Origin of the sequence: Cellulomonas humilata, assembly GCF_013359775.1 — a bacterium.
In the GTDB taxonomy this organism is placed as follows: domain Bacteria; phylum Actinomycetota; class Actinomycetes; order Actinomycetales; family Cellulomonadaceae; genus Cellulomonas; species Cellulomonas humilata.
On the sequence record NZ_JABMCI010000055.1, the window covers coordinates 24,237 to 51,150 of the forward strand.

Sequence of the window (26,914 nt, forward strand, 5' to 3'; positions counted from 1 at the left end):
TCCTGACCGGCGATCAGCCGACGAGGTACTCCCAGACGTCCGCGGCGTAGTCGTCCCACGTCCGCGCGGGGCGGCTCGCGGCCTCCGCGCGCAGGCGGTGGTACTCGTCCTCGTTCGTGAGCAGCCGGCGCAGGGCGTCCGTGACCGACGTGTCGTCGCGAGGGTCGACGAACAGGACTCCGCCGTCCGCGCCGATCTCGTGCATGCTGCCGTAGCCGGAGGTGATCGCCGGTGTGCCGGCGGCGATCGACTCGGCGACCGGCAGCCCGAATCCCTCGTTGAACGACGGGAAGATCGTGCACCTCGCCAGCCGGTAGGCGGCCCAGAGCATCTCGTCGCTGATACCGCTTGCGCTCTCCACCGGCCGGCCAGCAGCCTGCAGCTCGGTGAGGCGGGCGCTGAAGCGCTGCCCGCGCCAGGAGTGGCCGCCGATGAAGGTCAGGCTGAACTCGAGACCTTCGCGCCAGAGGATCTCGGCAGCGTGCAGCACCGCGCCATGGTTCTTGCGGGGCTCGTGCGTCCCGACGCACAGGACCATGGGCATCCCCGCGACGCGGAAGCGGCCGTTCGCCCGGGCGAGGACGTCGTCGTCGACCGGAGGAGCCTCGGCGGGGAGCAGGATAGGTGTGATCTCGGGGCCGACCATGCCGATCGCGCCGAGCATCGTGCTCCAGCCGCCGTACTCGCCGCCGGCCGCCTGCGAGATCGTGGTGATCCGGTCGAAGTGGCGGACCGTCGCGAGGTGGTCGGCGAAGAAGTCGGGCACGCCGACGTCGCTCGTGTCGCCCGAGGTGATGGGGATGCAGTCGAACCCGATCGCGCCCGTGCGGTTGGGTGCGTACCGGGCCATTGCCAGGATGCGCTTGTTGCGCTCGCGGTCGGCGACCAGCTCCGGCAGCGCGTACGTGCAGGTCCACGCCACGACGATCGCGGCGTCCGTGCGAGCAGCCGACTCCTCGGGGGAGCCGTCGGACCCCGGAGGTAACGGTGCTCCGGTCATCCGGGCGTCCTCGCGCGCCGTGAGCTCCCGCATGGCGTGGAAGTGGTCGATCCACGCCACCATGGTCAGCGGGTGCGCGGCCGACCATCGCCGCGCAGTCTCGCGGGCCACCCGCTGGATGCCGGTCGCCAGGTCGGTGTGCGCGGTGTGGTGTACGTCGACCACGACCGCGCCGGTGACGATCCGGACGGGGCGGTGCAGCGTGTCCGCGGTCGTCGCCGCGACGATCTCCGCCATCAGCGGCTCGGCGCCCGAGAACTCGGCCTGCCGGCAGACCGCGAGGACGGTGCGGTCGATCGGGAGCTGTCCCGAGATCGCTGCGAGCGCCAGCCACGCCTCGCCGCGGTCGGTCGGTCGGACGACGCGGCCGAGCTCCGCGGTCAGCTCGCGCATCGACGGTGTCGCCCCAGGAGCGATCCGGCACGGGCGCCCGAGGGTGTCGGCGACCTGGCGGAGACGGTCCGACCAGGCGTGCCGCTGGGGCGCACCCGTCGGGTCTGCGGCCTGTCGGGACAGGACGGCAAGCCTGCTCATGCGCTTACCACGCCGGACATCGAAGCCTCCCAGAGCTCGTCCGCATACCCCTGCCACGTCCGTTCCTCACGCGCCGCGATCTCGTCCCGCAACGCCCTGCGGCGCTGCGGGTCGGTCAGGAGCGTCCGCATCGCTGCGGTCACCGCGTCGTCGTCCCGGGGGTCAACCGTCACGCAACCGCCGCCCTCGGCGATCTCTTGGAGCGACCCGAAGTTCGACGTGATCACGGGCGTGCCGCAGGCGAGCGACTCGGCAACGGGGAGCCCATAGCCCTCGTGCAGCGAGAGGAAGACGGTGAACGAGGCGCTGCGCAACGTGTTCGCCATCTCCTCGTCACTCACACGACCGAGGTTGCGCACCGGCCGGCCGGCCTTCAGCAGCGGCGTGAAGCACATGTTCTCCGGACCCATGAACCCGACCCCACCGATGAAGACGAGCTCGAAGTCGACCTTCTCGCGCCAGAGCCGCTCCGCTGCCTGGACGAGGACGGCGTGGTTCTTGTGCGGGTCGTGGGTGCCGACGCAGACGACGACGGGACGTGCGTCGTCCGCGGGGCCGGCAGCGGCCTGGACTCCGCGGTCGGGCGGAGAGGCAGGCAGGAGCACCTCGGTGACCCGTGGCCCGGCGAGCCCCTGCGCCCCGAGGGCTTGCGAGAATCCGGCGAACTCGGTCGTCGCTGAGCGGCTGATCGCGGCGATGTGGTCCGCGTGCTTCACGACGTTCAGATACCGGGCGAACCGGGTCGCCTCGAAGCCCGGCCGCAGGTCGGCGCTGACGATCGGGATCATGTCGTAGCCGATGGCGACGATCCGGTTGTCGGTCCACTGGGCCAGCGCCGCGTAGCAGTCGCTGGCCTCGGGCTCCGGGATCTCGGGGAGGATGATGCTGCTGCCCAGCGGCACGACGAGTCGCGTGACTCCCTGGTCCGCCCGCTTCGCGGACGAGCCCCCGCCCGGCTGGTACGCCATGACGTTCGGGACCTCCCACGGGTGCAGTCGCCGCAGGGCCGTGTAGGAGTCGGTCCACGCGACGGGGAGGATCTCGTGCGCCTCGTCCCACCGCGGCACGGTCTCGCGGACCACGCGCTGGATCCCGGTGTGGAAGTCGCGGCGGGCGCAGAAGTCGACGTCGACCACCACGGCATCGCGCACGATGTCCAGCTCGTAGGCGCCGTCGGAGTCGGATGCCAGCTCGAAGGCGATGTCGAGCAGTCGCGTCTGGACCTCGCGGTCGGTGCCGAGTGCCATGTGTCGGGAGGCGTCGCGCAGGTCCTCCTCGCCGGGCAGGGCGCCACCGAGCGCGGTCATCAGGAGCCAGAGGTCCTGACGCGAGCCCGAGCGCTGGCAGGCGGCGATCAGCTCGGGGAGCAGGAGAGCACCGGCGCGTCCCGGGGCCGACGGCCGGGGGTCGTGCCCGCGACCCAGCAGCACCGTGCTCGCGGCGCGCAGCCGCTGGTCCAGCGCACCGACGGCGGACTCTGTGTCGACGTCCGAGATCGTCACTTGCGGCCCGCCCGCAGCCGGACGGACTGGACGGCGCGCAGCGGTGCGGTGAGCCGCCACGAGACCGTGCTGTACGTGGCGTTGAGCAGGTGGTGCAGGTGCGCCACCTCGTCCTTCAGCTCCTTGTTCGTCCGGCCGCTCTCGACAGCGGCGCGCTTCGCCCATCGCGTGAGCGCTGCCGTGCGCCAGTACACGATCTCGTCGACGAGCTCTGAGCGAGAGCGCGAGGACACGCCGTCCGGCCACCGCTCACGGTCGGACGGTGCGAACGAGAGAACCGGTCCGAGCTCGTCGACCCTGCTCTCGTGGGCGTACAGGCACCAGTCGACCGTGCGGAGGCAGCCGACGTAGCCTGCCGCCTGCGCAGGCTCGTCCCAGCCCGGCCATGGCCGCTCGTCGGGGGCGTCCGAGCGCCGCACCGCCAGGACGGCGGGCGACGTTGGCCCCGCTGTCGAGAGCGCGTCGGTCACGGAGTCCTCGAGCGTCAGCAGAACGGACGGCGCGGCGTCCGACGCCCACCCGCGGACGTCGAGCGCGGCGACCACGGAGCGGACAGTGTCGTCAGACGTCCCGACGACGGCGTACGTGCTGGGCTCCTCCGTACGCAGGGCGCGCACCAGGACGAGCACCTCGATCGGCACGTCGGCCGCAGCAGCAGCGTGGGTGAGGGGAGTGGGCGAAGCGTTGGTCATCGGAGTTCCTCGTCCGGTACTAGCGATCTTCATGGCGGTGCTCGGGGCGCTAAGCCAGCGAGCGGTCCTGGGTGGAGCGGGTCTCGATGAGCGGTCGGAGATCGGCCGTGCCGACCGCCCGGGTGTCGGAGTGAACGGTGAACATGGCGGCCTGGGACTTCCAGTCGATCGCGGTCCCGTCGGCGTGCTCGAGAGCGGCGGTGACGTAGTACTGCCCGGTGACCAGGTCGAGCCGGGGGATCCTGAAGACGACCTGACGCTCCCCCATCAGGGTCGGCAGGTCGACGGCCGCGAGCTCCGTGTTGGTGCCGTAGACCACCTGCGCCAGCGGCGTCTCGATCGAGATGCCGGCGCGCCAGCGGGTGAGGGGAGTCGGGCTGCGGAACGTCAGCGCGACGTCGACGGAGTCGCCCGCGTCGAACTCGGCGGCACGGGATCCCGTCCGGTCGAACAGCTCGACCTTGGCGAGCGTCGCCTGCGTGCTGGGTGCGGCGACGGCCTTGATCTCGAGCTCTTCCTGGCGCGCGTCCTCGTACCCCTGGCGCAGGACCTGCAGCCCTCGCTCGGGGAGCCCGTCGAAGATGACCCGACCGCTGTCGAGAACCACCGCACGGTCGCAGAGCTCGCCGACCTGCTGCGCGGAGTGCGAGACGAGGATGATCGTCCTGCCCTCGGACTGGAACTCGTGGATCCGGTCCATGCACTTGCGCTGGAACGGTTCGTCACCCACGGCGAGGACCTCGTCCACCAGCAGGATCTCCGGGTCGACGTGCACGGCGACCGCGAACGCGAGCCGGACGTACATCCCCGACGAGTAGAACTTGACCTGGGTGTCGATGAACCGCTCGATGCCCGAGAAGTCGACCATCTCGTCGAAGTGCTTCTCGGTCTGCTTCTGGCTCAGGCCGAGGATGGACGCGTTGAGGAAGACGTTCTCGCGACCGGTCAGGTCCGGGTGGAAGCCAGCTCCGAGCTCGAGGAGCGCGGCGACCCGACCACGGTGCTCGACGGTGCCGGTCGTCGGCTGGAGGATGCCGCCGATGAGCTTGAGGAGCGTCGACTTGCCGGATCCGTTGTGCCCGACCAGCCCGACGGTGGATCCGGCCTCGATGTCCAGGTTGACGTCCCGCAGGGCCCAGAAGTCGTCCTTGCCCCGCTCCCGGTCCTTGAACAGGCCGATCGCTCGCTCCTTGAGCGACTTCTCCTTGTGGATGATGAAGCGCTTGGACGCGTCCTGGACCCTGACGACACTGATCTCACTCGTCGACATCACAGCTCCTGCGCAAAGTTGCCCTCGAGCCTCGCGAACACGCGATGACCGATCACCAGGAGCACGAGGCTGATGCCCAGCGCGATCAGGAGCCGGATGGTGAGGTGGTCGGGGTAGGCGGCGCCGGCGCCGGCGGCCCAGAACGTCCGTTGGAAGCCGAGGACGCACAGGGTGACGGGGTTGGCCAGGTAGAGGTCCTTCAGGAACCCGTCGGGGATCGCCTGATCGACGAGCGCCCAGGAGTAGACGATGGGCGACGCCCACATGGCCACCATCAGGACGACCTCGACGAGGTACTGGACGTCCCGGAGGAAGACGTTCAGGGCCGACAGGGTCAGCGCGAGCGCGAGCCCGAAGACCAGGAGGACCGCAGCGGCCAGCGGCGCGTAGTACAGCGTCGACAGCTGGGGAGGTTCTTGGAGGACCACCGTGGCGACGATCAGGATGCCCAGCTGGATCGCGAAGTTGAACAGGGCCGAACCGACCACGCTGAGCGGGAAGACCTCACGCGGGAGATAGATCTTCTTGACGAGGCCGCCGTTCCCGACGATCGATCCCGTCCCGCCGGCGACGATGTCGGAGAACAGCGACCACGCGGTCAGTCCGGTGAAGACGAAGATGGCGAACGACGGGATCGCCCGCTCGCCTCCGAGGAACTTGCCGATGGCGACGTAGTAGACGAGCAGCATCGTCAGCGGTCGGACCAGGGACCAGAAGAATCCGAGGGCGCTGTCCTTGTACCTCGCGCGGAGCTCGCGCCGGACGAGCAAGCCCAACAGCTCGCGCCGGTCCCAGATGTCCTGGATCGACTTCAGTGCACCCGACCAGCCGCGCGTGCGCCCGGTCGCCTTCAACGGCTCACGGGAGACGGCTGCTATCCGCTCCTGGGCACTGATGGTCATGCGGCTCCGATCGTCGGGGAATCGCTCGCTCGCGCCGGGCGCCGTGGCACACGCAGCGCGCGCAAAGGCGCGAGCGGAACGTCACTCTACCCTTGCGGGTGGTTCTCCCCGGCGTCACCCGCACGCGAACCGCTCCGCGACGGTGGGCGCTTCGTCCCCACCTAGGGTGTACCAGTGCGCGGGGGCGTCGACGAGGTGAGGAGCTCAGTGATGGTCGGTCGGGAGGAGCACCCAGCTCCCGTGAACGGACGGCAGCCCGATGACGCGCTGCCCAGCACACCGGCGGCCGTACAAGCCGTAGCGGCGCGGGAGTACGCCGCGGACCAGTTCGTGACCCGCGGCGGTGCGCGGGGGATGGCCAAGCGGGTCGCCTCACCCGCGGCGCGCAAGCTCCTCACCCGCGTCATCACCGCCCTGGGCATGCTCTCCAGCGCGGTCGAGCGCGCGGAGGGCGATCGAGTCGCGCAGGGCCGCACCACATCCGCGGAGCTCGCCGCGCTCCTGGCGCGCATCGACGACCTGGAACGACTCGAGCTGACGCGACGCGAGCACGTGCGCGCGCTCGCCGGGCGGGTCGACGCTCTCGACCCGTCCGGGGTGTCGTCGGACGCCGACGACATCCTGGACGCCGACGGCTACGTCGAGTTCGAGCGTCGGTTCCGGGGTTCCCGGGAGTCGATCCTCGAGCGGCAGCGCGACGCCGTGCAGTGGGTCTCCTCCCTGGTGGGCTCGGACGCGCCCGCGCTCGACCTCGGCTGCGGTCGCGGTGAGTGGCTCCAGGTCCTCAAGGAGTCGTCGGTGCCGGCCATCGGCGTCGACTCGAACACCGGCATGGTCGAGGCGGCCAGGGCAGCGGGCCTCGACGTCCGCCTCGGTGATCTGCTGGAGTACCTCGAAGCCGTGGAGCCGGGAACCCTTGGCGCGGTCACAGGTTTCCATGTGGCCGAGCATCTGCCGCTGCCGGTGCTCCGTCGACTGATCGACGCGGCGTTCGTCGCGCTGCGACCGGGCGGCATCCTGCTGATGGAGACGCCGAACCCGATGAACATCGTGGTCGGCGCGTCGTCGTTCTACCTCGACCCGACGCACCTGCGCCCCGTGCACCCGCACTTCTTCCAGTTCCTGGTCGAGCACCGCGGGTTCGAGGAGGTCCACCTGCACTACGTGCACCCGGCGGACGCGTCCGCGATCGTGGGCCCTGACGAGGTGGCGTCGGCAGGGGGCGCGCGTGTGCTCGAGGCGGCCTCGCACGCGATCTTCGGTGCGCAGGACTACCTCGTCGTCGCCCGCAAGCCCTGAACCCGCTGCCGCTAGGATCTCCGAGTCACCCGGTCCCGAAACCATGAGGAAGTCATGCCCCGCGCACTCATCACCGGTATCACTGGCCAGGACGGCCTCTACCTCTCCGAGCTGCTGCTCGCGAAGGGATACGAGGTCTACGGCCTGATCCGCGGCCAGAACAACCCGAAGTACGGGCTCGTCCGAGAGCTCCTGCCGGACGTGAAGCTGTTGACCGGTGACCTGACCGACTTCTCGAGCCTCATCCGAGCGCTCGAGGTTGCTCGGCCGGACGAGGTCTACAACCTCGGGGCGATCTCGTTCGTGGCCTACTCCTGGGAGAACGCGCTGGTCACCAGCGACGTCACGGGCAAGGGCGTGCTCAACATGATCGAGGCCGTGCGGCTGTACGCCGGTGACGACCTGAGCAAGGTGCGGTTCTACCAGGCGTCGTCGTCCGAGATGTTCGGCAAGGTGCAGGAGGTGCCGCAGCGCGAGAACACGCTGCTGTGGCCGCGCTCGCCGTACGGCGTGGCCAAGGTCTTCGGTCACTACATGACGATCAACTACCGCGAGTCGTACGGCATGCACGCCTCCTCGGGGATCCTGTTCAACCACGAGTCGCCGCGTCGTGGGCCGGAGTTCGTCACGCGCAAGGTCTCGCAGGCCGTCGCGCGGATCTCGCTCGGGCTCCAGGACGACATCACGCTGGGCAACCTGGACGCGAAGCGTGACTGGGGCTTCGCCGGTGACTACGTCGACGCCATGTGGCGGATGCTCCAGCAGGACGAGGCCGACGACTACGTGGTGGCCACGGGTGAGACGCACTCGATCCGCGAGCTCCTCGACATCTCCTTCAAGCACGTCGGCATCGACGACTGGGAGCCGCTGGTCAAGCAGGACCCGCGCTTCATGCGGCCCGCAGAGGTCGACCTGCTCATCGGCGACCCGTCGAAGGCCCAGGAGAAGCTCGGCTGGAAGCGCCAGGTCGACTTCCCGTCGCTGGTCACCATGATGGTCGACAACGACCTCGAGGAGCAGCGCGCGCTGAATGGCCGGTGACGGTGTGACGAGGGCGTTCGTCACGGGGATCAGCGGTCAGGACGGCACGATCCTCGCGGGGGTGCTCGCTGCCGAGGGCGTCGAGGTCCACGGGCTCGTCCGGTCGGCCGAGGAGGCCGACTCGCACCGGCAGCACCTGCCGGCCGGCGTGGTGCTGCACGAGGGTGAGCTCACGGACCGGGCCCGCATCGCCGAGCTGGTCGACGCGGTGTCCCCGGACGAGATCTACAACCTCGCGGGGATCAGCTCGGTCGCCTACTCGTGGGAGCACCCCGCGCTCACGGGCGAGGTGAGCGGGCTCGCGCCGGTCGGCGTGTTCGAGGCCGCGGCGCGTCTTCAGGAGCGCACGGGCCGGACGGTCCGGGTGCTCCAGGCGTCGAGCGCGGAGATCTTCGGCCGGCCCGAGCGTTCCCCGCAGGACGAGGGCACGCCGATCCGGCCGATCTCGCCCTACGGCGCCGCGAAGGCCTACGCGCACCAGATGGCCGGCATCTTCCGGGACCGCGGCCTGCACGTCGCCACCTGCATCCTCTACAACCACGAGTCGCCGCTGCGGCCGACCACCTTCGTCACCCGCAAGATCACGGCCGCCGCGGCGCGGATCGCGCTCGAGGGCGGGGGAGTGCTCACGCTCGGCTCCACCGACGTCCGCCGCGACTGGGGGTGGGCGCCCGACTACGTCGACGCGATGACCCGCGCCCTGCGGCACCCCACCGCCGACGACTTCGTCGTCGCGACCGGCCGGACCCACTCGGTGGCCGAGTTCGTGGAGGCGGCCATGGTGCACGCCGGCGTGACCGACTGGGAGAGCCACGTGGAGACCGACCAGGCCTTCGTCCGCCCCGCCGACGCCGCCGAGCAGTCCGGCGACGCGACGAAGGCCCGGGAGCTGCTGGGGTGGGTGCCGACGGTGTCCTTCGAGGAGCTCGTCGGGCGCATGGTGGACCACGACGTCGCACTGCTGCGGGACGCACGATGAGCACGCCCGCCGTCCGTGCCGGCGTCGTCACCGTCATCCTCGTCAACTACAAGGGCGCGGACGACACCATCACCGCCCTCAAGGCGTTCGACGACGTCGACTGGCCCGCCGACCGCCTCGAGCTCGTGGTCGTCGACAACGACTCCGGCGACGGCAGCGTCGAGCGGATCCGGGAGGCCGTCCCCGGCGCCCTGGTGGTCGACTCGGGCTCCAACACCGGGTTCGCCGGCGGCTGCAACCTCGGGGTCGCGCACGCGACCGGGGAGTACGTCGCGTTCCTCAACAACGACGCGCGCCCCGGCGAGGGCTGGGTCCGCGCGGCGGTCGAGGTGCTCGAGCAGGACGCGACGATCGGCTCGGTCGCCTCCAAGGTGCTGGACTGGGACGGCAACCTCATCGACTACGTCGACGGGTCGCTCACCTGGTTCGGGATGGGCTACAAGCGCGAGGTCGAGAAGCCGGACACGGGCGCGTGGGACACGGCGAAGGACGTGCTCTTCGGCACGGGCGCCGCGCTGTTCGTCCGCACCGAGCTGTACCGCGAGGTCGGCGGGTTCGACGAGCGGTTCTTCATGTTCTACGAGGACGTCGACCTCGGCTGGCGGCTGAACCTGCTCGGGCACCGGGTGCGATACGTGCCGGGGTCCGTGGCGTTCCACAAGCACCACGTGACCATGAAGAAGTTCGGCAACTTCCGCGAGAGCTACCTGCTGGAGCGCAACGCGCTGCTGTCGATGTACAAGAACTACGACGACGAGTCCCTCGCGCGGGCGCTCCCCGCGGCGATGGCGCTGGCCGTGCGCCGGTCGGTCGCCCGCACCGGGGTCGACGCCACCGCGCTCGACCTCCAGCGCTCTCCGGGTGGCGACGACGTCGGCACGGTCGAGATCCCCAAGATGGCGTTGACCGGGCCGTACGCGATCGACTACTTCGTGGAGCAGCTGCCGAGCCTGCTGGTGACCCGGCGGGAGCTCCAGGGCAAGCGCCGACGCAGCGACCGCGAGCTGTTCCCGCTCTTCCGCGAGACGATCGAGCCCGCCTACGGGCAGCCGGCGTACCTGGCCGCGCACGAGGTGCTGCTCGAGGCGTTCGGCATCGTCGAGCACTTCACCGCCCGGCACCGGATCCTCGTCGTGACCGGCGAGCCGCTGCTCGAGCGGATGGCCGGGCCGGCGATCCGGGCCTGGGAGATCGCCAAGGCGCTCGCCCCGGACCACGACGTGCGGCTCGTCTCGACGGCCGGCGCCAAGCGGACCAGCCCGGACTTCTCCGTGGAGTACGCCGCGGGCACGGGTCTGAAGGAGCCGACCGGCTGGGCCGACGTCATCATCTTCCAGGGGTTCCTGCTGGAGACGGCGCCGTGGCTCAAGGGCAGCGGCAAGGTGATCGTCGCCGACATCTACGACCCGATGCACCTTGAGCAGCTGGAGCAGGCGCGTGACCTGGGCCCCGACGGCCGGCAGAACGCGATCGACGTGACGACGCACGCGCTGAACGAGCAGCTGCGCCGCGCGGACTTCCTGCTGTGCGCCTCGGACAAGCAGCGGGACTTCTGGCTCGGTCAGCTGGCCGGCCAGGGCCGCATCAGCCCGGCGGTGTACGACGAGAACGCCAACCTGGACAACCTGCTCGCGGTGGTGCCGTTCGGCATCGAGGACTCCGCACCCGTGCAGAAGCAGCACGGGATCAAGGGCACGGTGCCCGGCATCGGCCCGGACGACAAGGTGATCCTCTGGGGCGGCGGGATCTACAACTGGTTCGACCCGCTGACCCTGATCCGCGCGGTCGACCGGCTCAAGGAGCGGCACCCCAAGGTGCGGCTCTTCTTCCTCGGCCTCAAGCACCCGAACCCCGGGGTGCCCAAAATGCGGGTGGCCTGGGAGACGCAGGAGCTGTCCCGCGAGCTCGGGCTGACCGGCCGGCACGTCTTCTTCAACGAGGGCTGGGTGCCGTACGAGGAGCGCGCGGACTTCCTGCTCGACGCTGACGTCGGCGTCTCGACGCACTTCCAGCACGTCGAGACGGCGTTCAGCTTCCGCACGCGGATCCTCGACTACCTGTGGGCGTCGCTGCCGATCGTCGCGACCGAGGGGGACACCTTCGGTGCGCTGATCCGCGAGCACGGCCTCGGACGGACGGTGCCCGCACAGGACGTGGAGTCGCTCGAGGCGGCCCTCGAGGAGATGCTCTTCGACGAGCCGGCGGCAGCGGCGGCACGCGCGGCCGTCGCGGAGTACGCGGCGACGTTCGCGTGGTCCCGGGTGCTCGCCCCGCTCGTCGAGTTCTGCCGGACGCCGCGCCGAGCCGCGGACCTGGCCGTGCCGACGGCCCCCACAGGTCAGCCGCGATCGCGGGACCGCGGGCCCAAGCGCTCGGTGCGCGACGACGTCGCGCTCGCCCGGGACTACCTGCGCGCGGGCGGCGTGAGCGAGGTCAGCCGGCGCGCCTGGGGTCGGGTCACGCGCGTCACCGGCAGGGGCTGACCGCCCCGGTCAGCGCAGGCGTCCCGCGAGCCGGCGGGCGAACGACTGTGCGCCGGCGAGCGGGTGCGCGCGGGACCGTCGGCGTCGCGCGGCCGCCAGCTCGGTGAGCCGCGCGGCGACAGACGCCCCGGAGACGCTCGCCGAGTGCCGCGTCGCGATGTCCTGCGCAGCCCGGGCGCCGCGCTCGGCGGCCACCTCCGGCTCGTCGACCACCCGTCGGAGCAGTGCGGCCGCGGCGTCGAGGTCGGGCTCGGCCCAGGTGCTCCCGGCGGGGTACGGCTCGGCGCCGGGCGGGATGCGTACCGGGGTCCAGGGCACGAGGAAGCTGTTCTCGTCGGTCATGAACTGGAGGTTGCCGCTGTAGGCGGTGGCGACCACGGGCTTGCCGTAGGCCATCGCCTCCGCGAGCGTGAGCCCGAGCCCCTCCGCGCGGTGCAGCGACACGTAGCAGTCGCACAGCGACACCAGGGCGTCCCGGGCGTCGGCGTCGAGGTAGTCCTCGAGCAGGTGGATGTCCGGGCGGCCGGCGACCGCGAGCCGGAGCTGCTCCGCCTGCGCGGGCCGTCGTCCGGCGTTGATCGACTTCAGGACGAGAGCCGGTCCCTCCCCAGGGGCGAACGCCCGTGTGAACGCCTCGACCGGGCCCAGCGGGTTCTTGCGCTCGAACGTGCTGAGGTAGTCGAACACGAAGAGGAAGAGGACGCCGTCGGGGAGGCCGAGCGAGGCCCGGGTCACGTCCGCGGGGAGCGGTCGGCGCTGCGGCAGCGGGGGCGTGATCGTCCGCACCGGGACAGGCGCGTGCGGCGCGATCGCCCGCTGCACGAAGTCGGTGGCCACCCAGACCTCGTCCACGGCCGCGAACCCGCCGTGCTGCGAGGCGGGGAACTCCTCGACCTCCCAGTACCACATGCCGATCCGGTAGGTCCGGTCCAGCAGCTCGGGGACCGTCGCCGCGATCGACGGGGTCAGGTCGGCGTTGACGCACAGGATGCTCGTGTCGAACCGGCCGGGCCGGGCCGGCTCGACCTCGGTCCCGACACCGGCACGCTGCCGGCTGGCCAGGTGCAGGTCGACCGAACGCTCGGTGTACGGGACGCCCGCGGCGCGCAGCGCGGAGACCATGAGCCGCGCGGACTCGCCGATGCCCAGCTCGCCGCGGAGGAACCCCACGACGTTGACCCCGGGCTCGGGGCGCCCGGTGACCGGTCGAGCGACCCGCGCGGCCTGCACGGCTGCGTCCAGCAGCTCCTGCGGGTACCCCTCGCCCGCGGCGTGCGCCACCACCCAGTCGACGTAGCCGGTCGTGTCCGGCCCGGGGACCCGCGGGAAGGTCTGCACCAGGTCGGGTCGTACGGAGCGCAGGGCTTGGAGGTACCGGCCCGGGCCTCCGTCCGGCGGCGACCGGGTCAGCCAGGTGAGCAGCGCGTCGCTCCCGTCGGCGGCGAACGGGTCGGGCGCGTCCGGCCCGGCCGCGCGGTAGAGCTGGCGCAGCGGGGCGTCGACGGCGAGGCCGAGCACGGTCGTCGTGGGATCCCAGTCACCGGCGCCGACCGGAGCCGCGGCGATCGTCATTGCCTGGGCGGCGACCCAGCCGGCGAGGACCGGGTGCTCGCTGAGCCGGGCGCGGGGATCCTCCGTCGCGGCGACGTCGAGCAGCCACGGGGCATGGGCGTCGACGCGGCTCAGGTCCACCGCCACGACGGGCCGCCCGTCCAGCGACAGTCCTCCGTCGGGTCGCTCGGCCACGACGTGCGCGGGGCGCAGGCTCCCTGCGGAGACGAGCGTGCTCGGGCCGTGCACCGTGCCGTGGGGGGTCGTGGCCGCGACGAGATCCAGCCAGGCCGACCCGCCACCGTCGGGTCGGGTGGCCGCCGCCCAGGCGTCGAGGAGCTCGCCCCGGTCGCCCCGGACGGCGATCAGGGCGCTGTCGTACGCGCCAGCGGCGGCCAGCTCGGCGGCATCGGGGTGCCTGCCGTCGTGCGGTACCGGAGCGTCCGTCCGCGGGACGAGGGCGACGCCGTGCGTGGCTGCCTGCTCGACCAGCTCGGTCGGCGCTGCCAGGAGCACGACGCCCGCGGCGACCGCCAGGAGGACCTTGTCGGAGCCTGCGGCACGGGCTACGGCGCGTGCCGCGAGCGGGCGGAGCTGGTCCACGAGCTCGGCAGGCTCGGCACGCACCACCAGCCGGTGCAGCTCTCCGTCGTCGATGCCGACATCGGCGGGCCGCAGGACGCGCTCGTCACCGACGGGGACGTAGGTGCCGTCGACGTCGAGCACGTGCGCCGCCGCCGACGGCGCGACCGAGAGGAGGCTCGCGACCGTCGCCCGGGCCTGCGCCGCGGTCCCGGCCGTGCTCACCAGGACGCCGTGCACCACGGTCATGCCGCACCCCGTCCCACGTACTGCGCCACCGTCGACCGGGGGACGCTGGCGTCGCGCCACAACCGACGCCGCTCCCCGAGCGTGCGAGGGAGCCGGCCGACGTAGTGCGCCAGGCCCCGGGCGCGGGCTCCGGTGGTGCCGGCCGGGCCGCGCCGGACCGCCGCCCGGACGAGCCCCGCGCTCTGCCTGCCGAACGAGCGGATGACGAGCGCCGCCGGGGCGTGCCGCGTGAGCACGAGGAGGGAGTTGCGCGTGTTGTAGTACCGGAAGACCGGGCTGTCCGTCCCGCTGCTCGCCGCGTGCTCGTGCACTGCCTGCGCCTCGGGGACGTACCGCACCGACCACCCGGCGGCGCGCATCCGCCACGAGAGGTCGGTGTCCTCGTAGTACAGGAACAGGGTGGGGTCGAAGCCGCCGACGTCGTCGAGCATCTCGCGGCGCAGCGCCGCGGCGCCGCCGCAGAAGCCGAAGACGTCGGGGTCGGTCGACTCGGTGCCCAGAGGGCGGCGGTAGTCGCGGTCGGTGCCGGCGCCCTGCGCCGTCAGGACGTTGCCGGTCGAGTTGACGAGCACGGGCTCGTCGCCGGTCAGCAGGATCCGTGCCGTGGCCGCCCCCACCCGCTCGTTGCCGGGGCCGTCGAAGGCGGCGAGCAGGACCTCGACCGCGTCGGGCGCGAACGTGGCGTCGTTGTTCAGCAGGACCACGTGCTCGGTGGTGCAGCCCCGCATGCCGAGCGCGGCGCCCCCGGCGAAGCCCAGGTTCCGCGGCGCCCGCACCACCCGCACGCCCGGGTACCGGTCGGCCAGCAGCTCGGCGGTGCCGTCCTGCGAGGCGTTGTCCACGACCACCACGTCGAGGGAGTCGCGCACGGTCTGCGCCTCGAGGGAGTCGAGGCACGCGGGCAGCAGGTGAGCGCCGTTCCACGTGACCACCACGACACGGGCGGCGACAGCGGGAGGCACGCGGCGAGTCTAGGTCTATACGCTCGGGCCTCGTGGACCCCCTGCGCACCGCCCTGACCGTCGAGCAGTGCTGGCAGCCCGTCCCCGGCGGCTCCGGGTCGTACATCGCCGAGCTCACGCGCGCGCTCGCGGACGACCCCACGGTGGACGTGGTCGGGATCGCCGCCCGCCACGGCGACGACGAGGTCCCGCGGCCGGCGCCGACGGGTCGCGTGGTGCGCGCGCCCCTGCCCAGGCTGGCGCTGTACGAGGCGTGGAGCCGGCTGCGCCGCCCGCGCGCGGAGTCGCTCACCGGACCGCTCGACGTGGTCCACGCGACCACCTGGGCGATCCCCGGGCGCAAGGTCCCCCTGGTGGTGACGGTGCACGACCTCGCGTTCCTGCGCGAGCCCGACCACTTCACCGCGCGGGGCAACGCGTTCTTCCGGCGGGCGGTCGAGATCGTCCGCGCCGAGGCCGCGCAGGTGGTGGTCCCGTCGGGCACCACCCGGGACGACTGCGTCGCGCACGGGTTCGCCGCCGAGCAGATCACCGTGGTGCCGCACGGTGTCCGTGCGGCCGAGGTCGGTGCGGCGGACGTCACCGGTTGGCGGCGGCGCTCCGGCGTCGACCGCCCCTACGTGCTCTGGTGCGGCACGCTCGAGCCCCGCAAGAACGTGGTGCGGCTGGTCGAGGCGTTCGCCGCCGCGCGGGCCGGCGGACAGCTCGAGCACGACCTGGTGCTCGTCGGTCCCGACGGGTGGGGTGAGACGTCCCGCGACGTCGAGCGGGCGCTGGCGGTGCTGCCCGCGGGCAGCGTGCACCTGCTCGGCCGGCTCGACGACGCCGACCTCCAGGTCGCGTACGCCGGCGCGGACGCCTTCGCGTTCCCGTCGCTGTGGGAGGGGTTCGGCATGCCCGTGCTCGAGGCGATGGCGCACGGCGTGCCCGTCGTCACCTCGGCGGGCAGCTCGATGGCCGAGTTCGCGGGGGACGTGGGGGTGCTGGTGGACCCGCTGGACGTCGACGAGATCGCCGCCGGCCTGGTCGCGGCCGTGGGTCACGACGACGCGGACGGCCTCCGGGCGCGCGCCGCGCAGTTCACGTGGGCGGCGTCGGCCACGGCCCACGCCGAGGTGTACCGCTCAGCGGCCGGCTGAGCCGTCCGCGAGGCCGGCGATGTAGGCGGCGACCTGGTCGGCCTGCGGCAGCGCGCCGGAGGCCAGCGCCTGGGCGAGCGTGGGCGCCTCCAGGTCCTTGGCGGACAGCTGGGGGGTCAGCGGGGAGCCGTCCCGGGCCGTCGTCGGCCACACGATGCCGACGTCGGGATCCAGCGGGTGCACGCCGTGCTCGCGCTCGGGGGTGAACGGCTCCGAGCACAGGTAGAGCACCGTGGAGTCGTCCTCGAGCGACAGGAACGCGTGCCCGAGGCCCTCGCCCAGGTAGACGGCCCGGCGGTCGACGTCGTCGAGCAGCACGGTGTCCCAGGTGGCGAAGGTCGGCGAGCCGACGCGCAGGTCGACGACGACGTCGAGCACCGCACCCTTCGCGCACGTGACGTACTTGGCCTGCCCGACCGGGACGTCGGCGTAGTGGATGCCTCGCAGCACGCCTGCCGCGGACACCGACAGGTTCGCCTGGTGCAGGCCGAAGGAGTGACCGGTGCGCTGGGCGAACGGCCCACCCTGGAAGTACTCGAGGAAGACGCCGCGGGGGTCTCCGTGCTGGACGGGCGTGATCTCCCACGCGCCGGGGACCGCGAGCTCGCGATACGTCATCGTCGTCCTCTTCGAGGGTCGGGTGGCGGACGTGCCAGGGTACCCGGGCGGCTAGCCTGGCTCGTCGGATCAGCAGAGGGAGTCGTCGTGCGGTGGTTGGTCGTGGGTGCGAGCGGGATGCTCGGCCAGGAGATGGTGGCGCTGCTCGGCGCGCGGGGCGAGGACGTGGTCGGCACCACGCGCACCGATCTCGACGTCACGGACCCGGTCGCCGTCGGCACGGTCGTGGACGGGGTGGGCCGGTACGACATCGTCGTCAACTGCACCGCCTACGCCGCCGTCGACGCCGCGGAGACCGACGAGCCGGCCGCGTTCGCCGTCAACGCCGTCGCCGCCTCGTACCTCGCCCGAGCGAGTGCGCGGTCGGGCGCACGACTGGTGCACATCTCGACGGACTACGTCTTCGACGGCCACGCGGGCGAGCCGTACGCGGAGGACGCACCGGCCGCCCCGCGGTCGGCCTACGGTCGGACGAAGGTCGCGGGGGAGTGGGCCGTCCGCGCGGAGTGCCCGGACCACCTCCTGGTGCGGACGGCCTGGTTGTACGGGGCGCACGGTGCGTGCTTCCCGAAGACGATCGCCCGCGCGGCCCGCGAGCGCAGCTCGCTCGACGTCGTCGCCGACCAGCTGGGCCAGCCGACGTGGACCGCCGACCTCGCCGACCTCGTGCACCGGCTCGTCCAGGCAGGCGTCCCCGCGGGGACCTATCACGGCACCTCGTCGGGCTCGACGTCGTGGCACGGCTTCGCGGCCGCGGTCGTCGGTGCGGCCGGGATGGACCCCGCGATCGTGCACCCGACCACCAGCGAGGCCTTCGTGCGCCCGGCGCCCCGGCCCGCGTACTCGGTGCTCGGTCACGACGCCCTGCGAGACGCCGGCATCGAGCCGATCGGCCCGTGGGAGGACCGCTGGGCCGCGGCCGCGGAGAGCGTCCTGGCCTAGCGCCCCTGCTCGAGCAGGCCGAGCAGGTAGGTGCCGTACCCCGACTTGACCAGCTTCTCCGCGCGTTCGCGCAGCTCGTCGTCGGACAGGAAGCCCCGCCGCCACGCGACCTCCTCGGGCGCCCCGACCTTCAGACCCTGCCGGTGCTCGATGGTGCGCACGTAGTCGGAGGCCTCCAGCAGCGAGTCGAACGTGCCGGTGTCCAGCCACGCCGTGCCGCGGGGGAGGACCTCGACCTGGAGCCGGCCCTGCTCGAGGTAGGTCCGGTTGACGTCGGTGATCTCGTACTCGCCGCGGGCGGACGGGGCCAGGTCGCGGGCGATCGCGAGGACGTCGTTGTCGTAGAAGTACAGGCCCGGCACCGCGTAGCTCGAGCGCGGCTTGACCGGCTTCTCCTCGAGCGACAGCGCGCGGCCGGCGTCGTCGAACTCGACCACGCCGTACGACGTGGGGTCGGCCACCCGGTACGCGAAGACGGCGCCGCCGACGATGTTCTCGAACCGCTGGAGCTTCGCGCCCAGCCCGGGGCCGTAGAAGATGTTGTCGCCGAGGACCAGCGCGGCCGGCTCCGTGCCGACGAAGCCGGCGCCGAGCACGAACGCCTGGGCGAGGCCGTTGGGCTCGGCCTGGACGGTGTAGCTGATCGAGATCCCGAACTGCGAGCCGTCCCCGAGCAGCCTGCGGAACTGGTCCGCGTCGTGCGGGGTGGTGATGATCAGCACGTCCCGGATGCCCGCCAGGATCAGCGTCGACAGCGGGTAGTAGATCATCGGCTTGTCGTAGACGGGGACCAGCTGCTTGCTCACGCCGAGCGTGATGGGGTGCAGACGTGTGCCGGAGCCGCCCGCCAGGATGATGCCTCGCATGGGGCCCATAGTGCTGCATCGGGACGGTGGACCTGAAAACCGGGCGTGTCGAGGGCACCTACGCTGGCCCGATGCGGATCCTGCTCGACGCCACGGCCATCCCCGTCGACCGTGGCGGTGTCGGGCGCTACGTGGACGCGTTGCTCCCCGCGCTCGCCCGGCAGGGTCTCGACCTGGTCGTCGCGTGCCAGCCGCGTGACGCCGGGGCTGTCGCCGGCGTGGTGCCTCAGGCGGAGGTCGTCGTGGCACCGCCGCGGGTGGCGCGCCGCGGGCCGCGGTTGCTGTGGGAGCAGACCCACCTGTCCCGCCTCGCCCGCGCCGTGCGCGCCGACGTGCTGCACTGCCCGCACTACACGATGCCCCGCACCGGCTCCGTGCCGGTGGTCGTGACGCTGCACGACGCGACGTTCTTCTCCCTGCCGGAGCTGCACTCGGGCCTGAAGCGGCGGTTCTTCCGGAGCGCGATCCGCACGGCCGTCAAGCGCGCGTCCGCTCTGGTCGTCGACTCCGAGGCCACCGGGAACGAGGTGCGGCACTACGTCGGGGGCGACCCGGCTCGGTTCCACGTCGCCTACCTGGGGGTGGACACCGCGCTCTTCCACCCCGCGGACGGAGCGGACGTCGAGCGGGTGCGGAGCTCCCTCGGGCTCGGGTCGGCGCCCTACGTCGCCTTCCTCGGGACGCTGGAACCGCGCAAGAACGTGCCCGCCCTCGTGCGGGGCTGGGCGTCCGCGGTCGAGAAGCAGGGCGTGCAGGCGCCGGCGCTGGTGCTCGCGGGCGGCCGGGGCTGGGACACCGAGGTGGATCCCGCCGTGGCGGCGGTCCCTGCGGGGCTGCGGGTCGTCCGGCCCGGCTACCTGCCGCTGGAGGACCTCGCGCCGTACCTGTCCGGGGCGACGGTCGTCGCCTACCCCAGCCTCGGGGAGGGCTTCGGGCTCCCCGTGCTGGAGGCGATGGCCTGCGGTGCCGCGGTCCTCACCACGCGGGAGCTGTCGCTCTCCGAGGTGGGCGGCGACGCGGTCGAGTACACCGGCACGGACGCGCCGAGCATCGGGACGGCACTGTCCGCCCTCCTCGCCGACCCCGCCCGGCGCGCCGAGCTCTCGGCCGCGGCGGTCGCGCGTGCGTCAGGATTCACGTGGGACGCGACGGCGGTCGCGACCGTCGCCGCCTACGAGCAGGCGGTTCAGGCCTCCGCGTGAGCCGAGGCCGTCGGCTCGACACTCTCGACAGGCGCCGGCCGGTAGAACGACCACAGTGCCCAGGCCAGCGCGGACGCCACCACCGCGTAGATCGCGATGCCCGAGAGGTACCCGATCGGTGAGGACCAGTCCGGGGTCCCGGTGATCAGCTGCCCGTCCAGGCCCTCGGCGTAGCGCCGCGAGCCCCACCAGAACGCGGCCACGTGCGCGACGAGCAGGACAGGCACCACGGCCCTGGCGGTGCGCCGATGGGCCTCGCCCGACTCGGTGCCGTCCACGCGCAGGACGAGGGCGGCCAGCAGCGGGATGCCGACCGCGATCGGCAGCGCGTACCGGCCCTGCCAGATGAGACCGGTGTCGACGACGGTGGGCAGCTGGAGGATCAGCGGTGCTGCCGCGACGCCGGCGACCAGCAGGCCGAGCGCGGCCCGCGGACGGCCCGTGCGCGCGGCGGCCATGGCCGGCAGCAGGAGCGCGCCGAGAGCGAGGTACCAGCCGACGAACGTCAGCGGGGGCGCCGGGGCATCGAGCCAGCCGAAGTCCCCGATCATGTTCTGGAGGTACAGGAAGCCGTCGCCCAGGATCCCCAGGACCGCCGTGCGCAGGTCGGCGAACTGCGGGTACAGCCCGCGCGTCGTGACGACCGACCCGTGCGTGGCCAGCCAGCCGACGGAGGCGAGGACCGCGACCGCCGCGCCGACACCGACCCAGCGCGCGGACGGCAGCCGCAGGAGCTCGCGCCACCTGCCCCGCGGAGCCGCGACGAGCGCGACGACGACGATCGCGAGCGCCCACACCGGTCCGGTCGCGCGGATGTTGAGGAGCAGCGCGCCGCTGACCACCGCCTGCACCAGCGCGGCCGTGCTGACCGGGCCGTCGCGGGAGACGAGCACCAGGCACGCGGCCCAGAAGGCGACCGCGGCGCTGATCTCCAGCCCGGCCGGGTTCACCGTGCCCGCCAGGAACAGGCACATCGGGGTGATCGCCACGCCCAGACCCCACAGGCCCGCTCGGTTGCCGGCCGTGGTGGTGAGCCGGAAGGCCGCCCACGTGAGCAGCGCGGCGGAGATCGCCGCGCTCACCAGCCGCATCGCCACGATGCTCGGGCCGGCAGACAGGAAGAGCGACGGCCAGCCGACCAGCGCGTAGTACAGCGGCGGGTACTGCCCGGCGAAGGTCTCGACCAGCACCTCCGGGCCCGCCGCGGGGAGGTCCTCCTGGCAGTCGGCGGGCTGGTCGCGGTCGAACGCGAAGCAGTTGGGCAGCGCGAGCGCGGCGGCGAAGTCCGACGGCAGTCGCACGAGCGTGCCGACGCCGGGCCGCTGCGTGCTCTGCGGGGCGTCGTTCGCGGTGCCCGACAGCTGGCCGCGGGCCACCGCGGCGGCGCGCACGACGTGGCTGGGCTCGTCGGGCGAGGCCATCAGCGGAACCGCCAGCGACCACAGGGCGCCGAGGCCGAACAGGAGCGCCCCGACCGCGAGCCAGCGCAGCACGGGGCCGCGCGGCGGGGCGGTGGTAGGCGTCGGTGCGTCGGCGCGCGCAGTCATGTCGGTCGTCCTCGGGTGGCGACGGTGCCGACCCAGAGATCGGCGAGGCGCGCGCAAGTCTAGGTGTGCTCGTCGCATTCCTGGACGCCGCTACCCTTGGCGCCATGCCCACCCCTGCCGTCCAGCGCGTGCTGGTCGTGCTCCCGGCGTGGAACGAGGAGCACTCGTTGCCGGCCGTTCTCGGGGAGATCCGCGAGCACCTGCCCGACGTCGGCGTCCTGGTGGTCAACGACGGTTCCGCCGACGCCACCAGCGCCGTGGCTCGTCGGCACGGGGTCCCGGTGCTCGACCTGCCGTTCAACCTGGGGGTGGGCGGCGCGATGCGGGCCGGCTTCCGGTACGCCATCGAGCAGCGCTACGACGTCGTCGTCCAGGTGGACGCCGACGGCCAGCACGACCCGCGCGACGTCCCCCGGATCGTCGAGCAGCTCCAGCACTCCGACATCGTGATCGGCGCACGGTTCGCCGGCACGGGTGAGTACGACGTCCGCGGGCCGCGGCGCTGGGCCATGCAGGTGCTCGCCGGGACGCTGAGCCGCATGGCCGGCACGCGGCTGACGGACACCACCTCGGGCTTCCGGGGAGCGGGCCCGCGCGCCGTGCGGCTGTTCGCGGTGCACTATCCGGCGGAGTACCTCGGCGACACCGTCGAGTCCCTCGTGATCGCCCTGCGCAGCGGCCTGACCGTCGAGCAGATCGGGGTCTCCATGCGGGAGCGCACCGCCGGCCGGCCCTCGCAGGGTCCCCTCAGGGCGACCGTCTACCTCCTGCGGGCCTGCCTGGCGCTGCTCATCTCCCTGACCCGGCGCCGCACGGTCGTCGGCCCCGCCGAGGCCGTGGTCGTGTGACCGGCGGCTACCTGTTCGCGCTCGTCGGCGGGCTCGTCACGCTCGCCTTCATGGTCGAGCTGCTCCGGCGCCGCCGGCTGCGCGAGAAGTACGCGGCGCTGTGGATCGGCGTCGCGGTGGTCGTCCTGCTGGGCGCGTTCTTCCCGCAGATCCCGGCGTGGTTCGCCGACCTGGTCGGCGTGACCACCCCGGTGAACCTGGTCTTCTTCCTCGGCCTGCTCGTCCTGCTGGTGGTGTGCGTGCAGCTGAGCGGCGAGGTGAGCGGTCTGGAGCACGAGAACCAGACGCTCGCCGAGGAGTCGGCCCTGCTGCGCAACCGCATCGAGACGCTCGAGCGGCACGCCGGCCTGGGCGCGACCGAGCCGCCGGTCGCCGATCCCGGCCCGGGTGGCGGCGCGGCCGGATGACCGACGCCGTCGACGAGCTCGCTCCGGCGGCCGCAGCGGACCGCGGCCGGGGTGGGTTCGTCCCCGTCGCGCTGGGCCTGGGTGTCTTCGGGCTGGCGACGTTCGGCTTCCTCGGGCTGGCCGGGAAGACCCTCGGGCCCGCCCTGTTCGGACCCCTGTCGGTCCTGTGGACGCTGCTGAACGCCGTCGGCATCGGCCTGTTCCTGCCGTTCGAGCAGGAGCTCGGGCGCACGACCGCGGCGCGGCGCGCGCTCGGTCAGGGCAACCGGCCCGTCGTGGCCGCGGTGCTGCGGTTCGGGGTGGTCATCGTCGCGACGGTCGTGGTCGTCTCGCTCGTCGCGACGCCCCTGCTGGCCTCCGAGCTCCTGGGGGGCCGACGCACCCTCGTGCTGCTGCTCGTGCTCGCGCTCGTCGGGATGGGACTGTCGTACGCGGTCCGCGGGCTGCTCGCCGGCAACGGGCGCTTCGGCCACTACGGAGCCCAGCTGGCGGTCGACGGGATCCTGCGCGTCGCGGCGGCTGCGGTGCTGGCCTCGCTCGGCGTGCGGGACGCCGTCGCGTACGGGGTGGTCCTCGTCGTGGCGCCGCTCGTCGCGGTCCTCGTCACCACGCCGCGGCACCGGGCCGAGCTCGTCTCTCCCGGCCCGCCCGTGGTCCGTGGCGACGTCGTCCGCGCGATGGTGGTCCTCCTCGTCGCGTCCGTCACCTCGCAGCTCCTGGCCAACGCGGGCCCCCTCGTCGTGCAGGTGCTCGCGACCCCGGGCGAGGAGGCGCTCGCCGGTCAGTTCCTCGCGGCCCTCGTGATCGCGCGCGTGCCCGTGTTCCTGTTCGCGGCGGTGCAGGCGGTGCTGCTGCCCGGGCTCGCCTCGCTGGTCGGTTCCGGCGCCGTCTCCGGGTTCGTCCGGAGGCTCGGGCTGGTCACGGGCCTCACCGCCGCGATCGCCGGCGTCGGCGTCCTGGTGATGTGGATCTGGGGCGACGCCCTCGTGGGGCTGCTGTTCGGCGACGAGTTCGGAGTCGGGCAGGAGGTGATCCTGCTGATCGCCGTGTCGGGCGCGCTGTTCATGCTCGCGCAGCTGTGCGCCCAGGCGCTCCTCGCGCTCGGTGCGGAGCGGTGGGTGGTCGTCGGCTGGTCCGCGGGGCTGCTGGCGCTGGTGGTCGCGTGCTTCGCGCAGGGATCGGTGACGTGGGTCGCGGCGACGGCGCTGGTCGTCGGCTCGGGGGCCGCGCTCCTGGTGCTCGCGGTCGCGCTGGTGGCCCGCACGGCGCGGTGGCGGCGGACGGTCGCGGGGGAGGTCCGGCATGGCTGAGCGGCCCGTGGTCGACGTCGTGATGCTGGCCTTCGGCGACGAGCCCTACCTCGCCGACGCGATCGACGCGGTGCTGGCCTCCGTGGGCGTCGACGTGCGGTTCGTCCTGGTCGACAACGGGTGCACGCGCGACGACGTCGACGAGCTCAGCGCCGACCGCGGGGTGTCGCTGCTGCGACCGGCGCGCAACCTCGGGTTCACCGGCGGGGTCAACCTCGGGGCGCGCGAGGGCGCGGGGGAGTACCTCGCGCTCGTGAACAGCGACGCGATCGTCGCGCCCGACGCCCTGGCCACCCTCGTCGCGGTCGCGGCCGACCCGACCGTCGGGATCGCCAGCGCGGACGTCCGGCTCGCCGACGACCCCTCGACCATGAACACGGCCGGCAACCCGCTGCACGTCCTGGGCCTGAGCTGGGCGGGCGGGCTCGGCGACCCGGCGTCGCAGCACCGGGCGGCGCGGGACGTGGCGTCGGCGACCGGCGCGACCCTGGTGCTCAGACGTGCGGTGTGGGACGCGCTCGGCGGGTTCCCCGAGGACTTCTTCGCCTACCAGGAAGACCTCGACCTCAGCTGGCGGGCGTGGCAGCGCGGGTGGCGCGTGCGGTACGTGCCGGGGGCGGTCGTGGTGCACCACTACGCGTTCAGCCGCAACCCCCGCAAGATGTACCTGCTGGAGCGCAACCGCCTGCTGTTCGTCCTCACGTCCTACGGGACGCGCACCCTGCTGCTCCTGGCGCCGGCCCTCGTCGGCTTCGAGCTCGCGATGGCGCTGGTCGCGGGCCTCCAGGGCTGGGGTCGGCAGAAGGTGGCCGGCTGGGTGTGGGTGCTGCGGCACCTGGGCTGGGTGCGGTCGCGGCGCTCGGCCGTGCAGGCCGCGCGGACGGTCCCGGACCGCGACCTGGTCGGGCTCTGGGTCGCGCGCTTCTCGCCGGTCGCGCTCGCCCTGCCCGCGGGCGCCGAGGTGCTCCAGGTGATCCTGGCCGGGTACTGGCGGCTGGTCCGGCGCTTCGTCTGACCTCGGCGGGTCAGAGCTCCAGGGTGACCTGCTCCGCCGCCACCAGCCGGTCGCGTCGTGCCGCGTCCGCGGCGAGCTCGGTCGCGACGCCCGGGTCCAGGAGCACGACCGATCCGCCCGTGTGCAGCACGCCGACGGCCGTCCGCAGGAAGGCGCCGGTGTCGTCGTGGGACATCAGCACGCGCTGCGGTGCGGGAGGGGCCGTCGCGAGGAGGGTGGGGACGAGGTCCGCGTGCGCGATGACCGCGTCGGCCGTCGCCAGGGCCGGAGCCGTCGGGACCGTGGGCGGCGCCCAGAGCAGCTGGTCCGCGTACGTCATCACGGCCGACCCGGCGTCGACCGCCCCGCCGGGGAGGGTGCCCGCGAACCGGCGGGCGAGCGCGGGCAGAGCGACGGCGACCAGGGCGGCATGGCCCGCGTGCGGGAGCGGGTCGGTGGTCACCAGGACGTCGGCCTGCGACGGCCGCGGATCCACGCTCGCCCCGACGCGCCAGGCGGCGAGCGCCCAGACGAGGGTCCGCCAGTGCGGGGGCAGGTCCAGCCCGACGACGGTCTGCGGGCCGACGTCGAACTCCTCGACCAGGAGGTTGGCCGTCTTGTTCACCCAGTTCACCGTGACGGCGCCCGAGAGCTCCACGCGCTCGCCATCCGGCCCGTACCAGGTGATCCGTGGGGCGCCGCCGGCGCGCACGAGCGCCGCGAGGAGGTCGGTGATCGTGCCGGGCGGGGTCATGCGGCCGGCTTGGTCGCGAGCACGACGAACTCGTTGTAGGTGAACAGCCGCCCGGTCCAGCGCGGGAACGGGAACGAGTAGGTCCGCCGGACTTCCAGCCCCAGCTGCGCGCACAGCTCGATCAGCACCGGGAAGTCGCTGAAGCGCACGTGGGTGGCGTCGCTGGCGTAGCCCCGCTCCATCGGCGTGATGAAGGCGGCCCGCCCGCCGGGGGCCAGCACGGAGACGTAGGGCTGCACGACGTCGAGGATCTGGTCGGCGGGGAGGTGCTCCACCAGGTGGGCCGCCAGGAGGCCGTCGAAGCTCTCGGGCGCGCTCAGCACCGGGTCGGCGAAGAACTCCTCGTCGGTCCACGCGTCGAGGCCGCGGGAGCGGGCGACCTGGACGGAGTGCGGGTTGTGGTCGACCCCGACCGAGCCGGGGTCGAGCGACTCGAGGTTGCGGCCGATCCCGCAGCCCACGTCGACCGTGCGACCGAGCCGGAGGCGCTGGACGTGCCGCCGGTACGGCGCCTGCACGTCCAGCAGCTGCTTCCATCGCGCGCTCTCGAGCCGGGCCAGGCGTTCGGCGTAGTCCGGCCCCGCGGTCGGCCGCGGGGTGGCGCTGTTGCCCTCGTCGTCAGGTACGGCTGCCACGTCTCACGTCCTCGTCACCGGGGTCCGGATGGTGGGCTCACCCTACGAGAGGGCCGTCCGACACGCCCGGCGCACACGTCTTCACCAAGTTCACCCGACAAAACCGGACAACTACCACGGCTCCGCTTGACCAACGCGAACGACACGCGTGTAATTCCTTAGAACGGATTCATGAGCGCGCACCACCCGCGACGCCCTGGAGAGAGCGTCGCACGCCGAGCCCCTGAACGAGCAGATGAACCAGCACGAGGACCGCACGGAGGCACGCATGTGGAACCTGCTCGACAATGACGAGATCTTCCCTTCGGAGGCACGGACGAGTGCGCAGACGCACGCGTCGAACGTGCTGCCGATCTTCGGCGCCCTCGAGGACGAGGGCCCCATGGGGTGGCAGGAGCGCGCGCTGTGCGCCCAGACCGACCCCGAGGCGTTCTTCCCCGAGAAGGGCGGCTCGACGCGTGAGGCCAAGAAGGTGTGCACCGGGTGCGACGTGCGCTCCGAGTGCCTCGAGTACGCACTCCAGAACGACGAGCGCTTCGGCATCTGGGGTGGGTTGTCCGAGCGGGAGCGGCGCAAGCTCAAGCGGCGTGTCGTCTGACGTCCTCG

At 72.8% G+C, this 26,914-nt stretch carries 24 protein-coding genes; 12 read left to right on the forward strand and 12 right to left on the reverse strand.

What is annotated here, in order from left to right; all coding sequences use genetic code 11:
- Positions 1-13: 13 nt before the first annotated feature.
- Genes HP550_RS05965 through HP550_RS05985 form a run of 5 tightly spaced genes read right to left on the reverse strand, consistent with a single transcriptional unit; the run spans position 14 to position 5,900 of the window.
- A complete protein-coding gene (locus tag HP550_RS05965; protein ID WP_175346676.1) occupies positions 14-1,534 on the reverse strand; it encodes a glycosyltransferase in 1,521 nt (506 codons plus the stop codon).
- Entirely contained in the window at positions 1,531-3,036 is a 1,506-nt protein-coding gene (locus HP550_RS22945) for a glycosyltransferase (RefSeq protein ID WP_175346677.1), read from the reverse strand. Before HP550_RS22945 ends, HP550_RS05965 begins: the two co-directional genes overlap by 4 nt.
- Complete coding sequence (locus HP550_RS05975; RefSeq protein ID WP_175346678.1) at positions 3,033-3,728, reverse strand: hypothetical protein; 696 nt, start codon at positions 3,726-3,728, stop codon at positions 3,033-3,035. Before HP550_RS05975 ends, HP550_RS22945 begins: the two co-directional genes overlap by 4 nt.
- A 49-nt stretch (positions 3,729-3,777) precedes the next feature.
- Positions 3,778-4,998: an ABC transporter ATP-binding protein gene (locus HP550_RS05980; protein WP_175346679.1), complete on the reverse strand. Its 1,221-nt coding sequence runs from the start codon at positions 4,996-4,998 to the stop codon at positions 3,778-3,780.
- Positions 4,998-5,900 (reverse strand): ABC transporter permease, encoded by a 903-nt coding sequence (locus tag HP550_RS05985; protein ID WP_175346680.1) that lies wholly within the window; start codon positions 5,898-5,900, stop codon positions 4,998-5,000. The genes HP550_RS05980 and HP550_RS05985 overlap by 1 nt, the downstream gene beginning before the upstream one ends.
- A gap of 240 nt (positions 5,901-6,140) precedes the next feature.
- Between HP550_RS05985 and HP550_RS05990 the strand changes: the two genes are divergently transcribed.
- From HP550_RS05990 to HP550_RS06005, 4 genes are read left to right on the forward strand one after another with little or no spacing between them, the layout of a single operon-like run.
- Positions 6,141-7,199, forward strand: a complete 1,059-nt coding sequence (locus HP550_RS05990) for a methyltransferase domain-containing protein (protein ID WP_175346681.1) — start codon at positions 6,141-6,143, stop codon at positions 7,197-7,199.
- A 54-nt stretch (positions 7,200-7,253) separates the two neighbouring features.
- Positions 7,254-8,240 (forward strand): GDP-mannose 4,6-dehydratase, encoded by a 987-nt coding sequence (locus HP550_RS05995; protein ID WP_175346682.1) that lies wholly within the window; start codon positions 7,254-7,256, stop codon positions 8,238-8,240.
- Positions 8,230-9,219 (forward strand): GDP-mannose 4,6-dehydratase, encoded by a 990-nt coding sequence (locus tag HP550_RS06000; protein ID WP_175346683.1) that lies wholly within the window; start codon positions 8,230-8,232, stop codon positions 9,217-9,219. The genes HP550_RS05995 and HP550_RS06000 overlap by 11 nt, the downstream gene beginning before the upstream one ends.
- On the forward strand, positions 9,216-11,702 hold the full coding sequence (locus tag HP550_RS06005) for a glycosyltransferase (protein ID WP_175346684.1): 2,487 nt from the start codon (positions 9,216-9,218) through the stop codon (positions 11,700-11,702). The genes HP550_RS06000 and HP550_RS06005 overlap by 4 nt, the downstream gene beginning before the upstream one ends.
- Positions 11,703-11,711: 9 nt before the next feature.
- Here HP550_RS06005 and HP550_RS06010 read toward each other — a convergent pair whose 3' ends face one another.
- Together HP550_RS06010 and HP550_RS06015 are read right to left on the reverse strand one after the other, a co-directional pair.
- A complete protein-coding gene (locus HP550_RS06010; protein ID WP_175346685.1) occupies positions 11,712-14,084 on the reverse strand; it encodes a glycosyltransferase in 2,373 nt (790 codons plus the stop codon).
- Positions 14,081-15,046: a glycosyltransferase gene (locus HP550_RS06015; protein WP_175346686.1), complete on the reverse strand. Its 966-nt coding sequence runs from the start codon at positions 15,044-15,046 to the stop codon at positions 14,081-14,083. Before HP550_RS06015 ends, HP550_RS06010 begins: the two co-directional genes overlap by 4 nt.
- 32 nt (positions 15,047-15,078) lie before the next feature.
- Here HP550_RS06015 and HP550_RS06020 point away from each other — a divergent pair, with 32 nt between their 5' ends.
- Positions 15,079-16,185 (forward strand): glycosyltransferase family 4 protein, encoded by a 1,107-nt coding sequence (locus HP550_RS06020; RefSeq protein ID WP_343048005.1) that lies wholly within the window; start codon positions 15,079-15,081, stop codon positions 16,183-16,185.
- Here HP550_RS06020 and HP550_RS06025 read toward each other — a convergent pair.
- On the reverse strand, positions 16,171-16,803 hold the full coding sequence (locus tag HP550_RS06025) for a dTDP-4-dehydrorhamnose 3,5-epimerase family protein (protein ID WP_175346687.1): 633 nt from the start codon (positions 16,801-16,803) through the stop codon (positions 16,171-16,173). The genes HP550_RS06020 and HP550_RS06025 overlap by 15 nt on opposite strands.
- An 87-nt stretch (positions 16,804-16,890) precedes the next feature.
- Here HP550_RS06025 and rfbD point away from each other — a divergent pair, with 87 nt between their 5' ends.
- Complete coding sequence (gene rfbD, locus HP550_RS06030; protein ID WP_175346688.1) at positions 16,891-17,745, forward strand: dTDP-4-dehydrorhamnose reductase; 855 nt, start codon at positions 16,891-16,893, stop codon at positions 17,743-17,745.
- Here the strand turns inward: rfbD and rfbA are convergent.
- Positions 17,742-18,611 carry a glucose-1-phosphate thymidylyltransferase RfbA gene (gene rfbA, locus HP550_RS06035; RefSeq protein ID WP_175346689.1) on the reverse strand — a complete coding sequence of 290 codons (870 nt, stop codon included), beginning with the start codon at positions 18,609-18,611 and terminating at the stop codon, positions 17,742-17,744. The two genes, rfbD and rfbA, sit on opposite strands and share 4 nt — an antisense overlap.
- A gap of 71 nt (positions 18,612-18,682) precedes the next feature.
- Here rfbA and HP550_RS06040 point away from each other — a divergent pair, with 71 nt between their 5' ends.
- Entirely contained in the window at positions 18,683-19,813 is a 1,131-nt protein-coding gene (locus HP550_RS06040; protein WP_175346690.1) for a glycosyltransferase family 4 protein, read from the forward strand.
- Here the strand turns inward: HP550_RS06040 and HP550_RS06045 are convergent.
- The gene (locus HP550_RS06045; RefSeq protein ID WP_175346691.1) at positions 19,798-21,360 is read right to left on the reverse strand and encodes a DUF2142 domain-containing protein; all 1,563 of its coding nucleotides are present in this window, start codon (positions 21,358-21,360) and stop codon (positions 19,798-19,800) included. The two genes, HP550_RS06040 and HP550_RS06045, sit on opposite strands and share 16 nt — an antisense overlap.
- 104 nt (positions 21,361-21,464) lie before the next feature.
- Between HP550_RS06045 and HP550_RS06050 the strand changes: the two genes are divergently transcribed.
- From HP550_RS06050 to HP550_RS06065, 4 genes are read left to right on the forward strand one after another with little or no spacing between them, the layout of a single operon-like run.
- Positions 21,465-22,208 (forward strand): glycosyltransferase family 2 protein, encoded by a 744-nt coding sequence (locus HP550_RS06050; protein ID WP_175346692.1) that lies wholly within the window; start codon positions 21,465-21,467, stop codon positions 22,206-22,208.
- Positions 22,205-22,615 carry a DUF2304 family protein gene (locus tag HP550_RS06055; RefSeq protein ID WP_343048006.1) on the forward strand — a complete coding sequence of 137 codons (411 nt, stop codon included), beginning with the start codon at positions 22,205-22,207 and terminating at the stop codon, positions 22,613-22,615. The genes HP550_RS06050 and HP550_RS06055 overlap by 4 nt, the downstream gene beginning before the upstream one ends.
- Positions 22,612-23,925: a lipopolysaccharide biosynthesis protein gene (locus HP550_RS06060; RefSeq protein WP_175346693.1), complete on the forward strand. Its 1,314-nt coding sequence runs from the start codon at positions 22,612-22,614 to the stop codon at positions 23,923-23,925. Before HP550_RS06055 ends, HP550_RS06060 begins: the two co-directional genes overlap by 4 nt.
- Positions 23,918-24,940, forward strand: a complete 1,023-nt coding sequence (locus tag HP550_RS06065) for a glycosyltransferase family 2 protein (protein ID WP_175346694.1) — start codon at positions 23,918-23,920, stop codon at positions 24,938-24,940. Before HP550_RS06060 ends, HP550_RS06065 begins: the two co-directional genes overlap by 8 nt.
- Positions 24,941-24,950: 10 nt before the next feature.
- Here the strand turns inward: HP550_RS06065 and HP550_RS06070 are convergent, their stop codons facing one another.
- Together HP550_RS06070 and HP550_RS06075 are read right to left on the reverse strand one after the other, a co-directional pair.
- Positions 24,951-25,673, reverse strand: coding sequence for a TIGR03089 family protein (locus HP550_RS06070; RefSeq protein WP_175346695.1), 723 nt, complete (start codon positions 25,671-25,673; stop codon positions 24,951-24,953).
- A complete protein-coding gene (locus HP550_RS06075; RefSeq protein WP_175346696.1) occupies positions 25,670-26,308 on the reverse strand; it encodes a methyltransferase in 639 nt (212 codons plus the stop codon). Before HP550_RS06075 ends, HP550_RS06070 begins: the two co-directional genes overlap by 4 nt.
- Before the next feature lie 268 nt (positions 26,309-26,576).
- Between HP550_RS06075 and HP550_RS06080 the strand changes: the two genes are divergently transcribed.
- Positions 26,577-26,906 (forward strand): WhiB family transcriptional regulator, encoded by a 330-nt coding sequence (locus HP550_RS06080; protein ID WP_281362148.1) that lies wholly within the window; start codon positions 26,577-26,579, stop codon positions 26,904-26,906.
- The last annotated feature ends 8 nt before the right edge of the window (positions 26,907-26,914 follow it).

Excerpts from the sequence above, each read along its gene's own strand:
- HP550_RS05965 (WP_175346676.1), bottom strand. The coding sequence starts at position 1,534 with ATGAGCAGGCTTGCCGTCCTGTCCCGACAGGCCGCAGACCCGACGGGT.
- HP550_RS05975 (WP_175346678.1), bottom strand. The coding sequence starts at position 3,728 with ATGACCAACGCTTCGCCCACTCCCCTCACCCACGCTGCTGCTGCGGCC.
- HP550_RS05980 (WP_175346679.1), bottom strand. The coding sequence starts at position 4,998 with ATGTCGACGAGTGAGATCAGTGTCGTCAGGGTCCAGGACGCGTCCAAG.
- HP550_RS05985 (WP_175346680.1), bottom strand. The coding sequence starts at position 5,900 with ATGACCATCAGTGCCCAGGAGCGGATAGCAGCCGTCTCCCGTGAGCCG.
- HP550_RS05995 (WP_175346682.1), top strand. The coding sequence starts at position 7,254 with ATGCCCCGCGCACTCATCACCGGTATCACTGGCCAGGACGGCCTCTAC.
- HP550_RS06000 (WP_175346683.1), top strand. The coding sequence starts at position 8,230 with ATGGCCGGTGACGGTGTGACGAGGGCGTTCGTCACGGGGATCAGCGGT.
- HP550_RS06005 (WP_175346684.1), top strand. The coding sequence starts at position 9,216 with ATGAGCACGCCCGCCGTCCGTGCCGGCGTCGTCACCGTCATCCTCGTC.
- HP550_RS06010 (WP_175346685.1), bottom strand. The coding sequence starts at position 14,084 with ATGACCGTGGTGCACGGCGTCCTGGTGAGCACGGCCGGGACCGCGGCG.
- HP550_RS06025 (WP_175346687.1), bottom strand. The coding sequence starts at position 16,803 with ATGACGTATCGCGAGCTCGCGGTCCCCGGCGCGTGGGAGATCACGCCC.
- rfbA (WP_175346689.1), bottom strand. The coding sequence starts at position 18,611 with ATGCGAGGCATCATCCTGGCGGGCGGCTCCGGCACACGTCTGCACCCC.
- HP550_RS06040 (WP_175346690.1), top strand. The coding sequence starts at position 18,683 with ATGCGGATCCTGCTCGACGCCACGGCCATCCCCGTCGACCGTGGCGGT.
- HP550_RS06045 (WP_175346691.1), bottom strand. The coding sequence starts at position 21,360 with ATGACTGCGCGCGCCGACGCACCGACGCCTACCACCGCCCCGCCGCGC.
- HP550_RS06050 (WP_175346692.1), top strand. The coding sequence starts at position 21,465 with ATGCCCACCCCTGCCGTCCAGCGCGTGCTGGTCGTGCTCCCGGCGTGG.
- HP550_RS06060 (WP_175346693.1), top strand. The coding sequence starts at position 22,612 with ATGACCGACGCCGTCGACGAGCTCGCTCCGGCGGCCGCAGCGGACCGC.
- HP550_RS06065 (WP_175346694.1), top strand. The coding sequence starts at position 23,918 with ATGGCTGAGCGGCCCGTGGTCGACGTCGTGATGCTGGCCTTCGGCGAC.
- HP550_RS06070 (WP_175346695.1), bottom strand. The coding sequence starts at position 25,673 with ATGACCCCGCCCGGCACGATCACCGACCTCCTCGCGGCGCTCGTGCGC.
- HP550_RS06080 (WP_281362148.1), top strand. The coding sequence starts at position 26,577 with ATGTGGAACCTGCTCGACAATGACGAGATCTTCCCTTCGGAGGCACGG.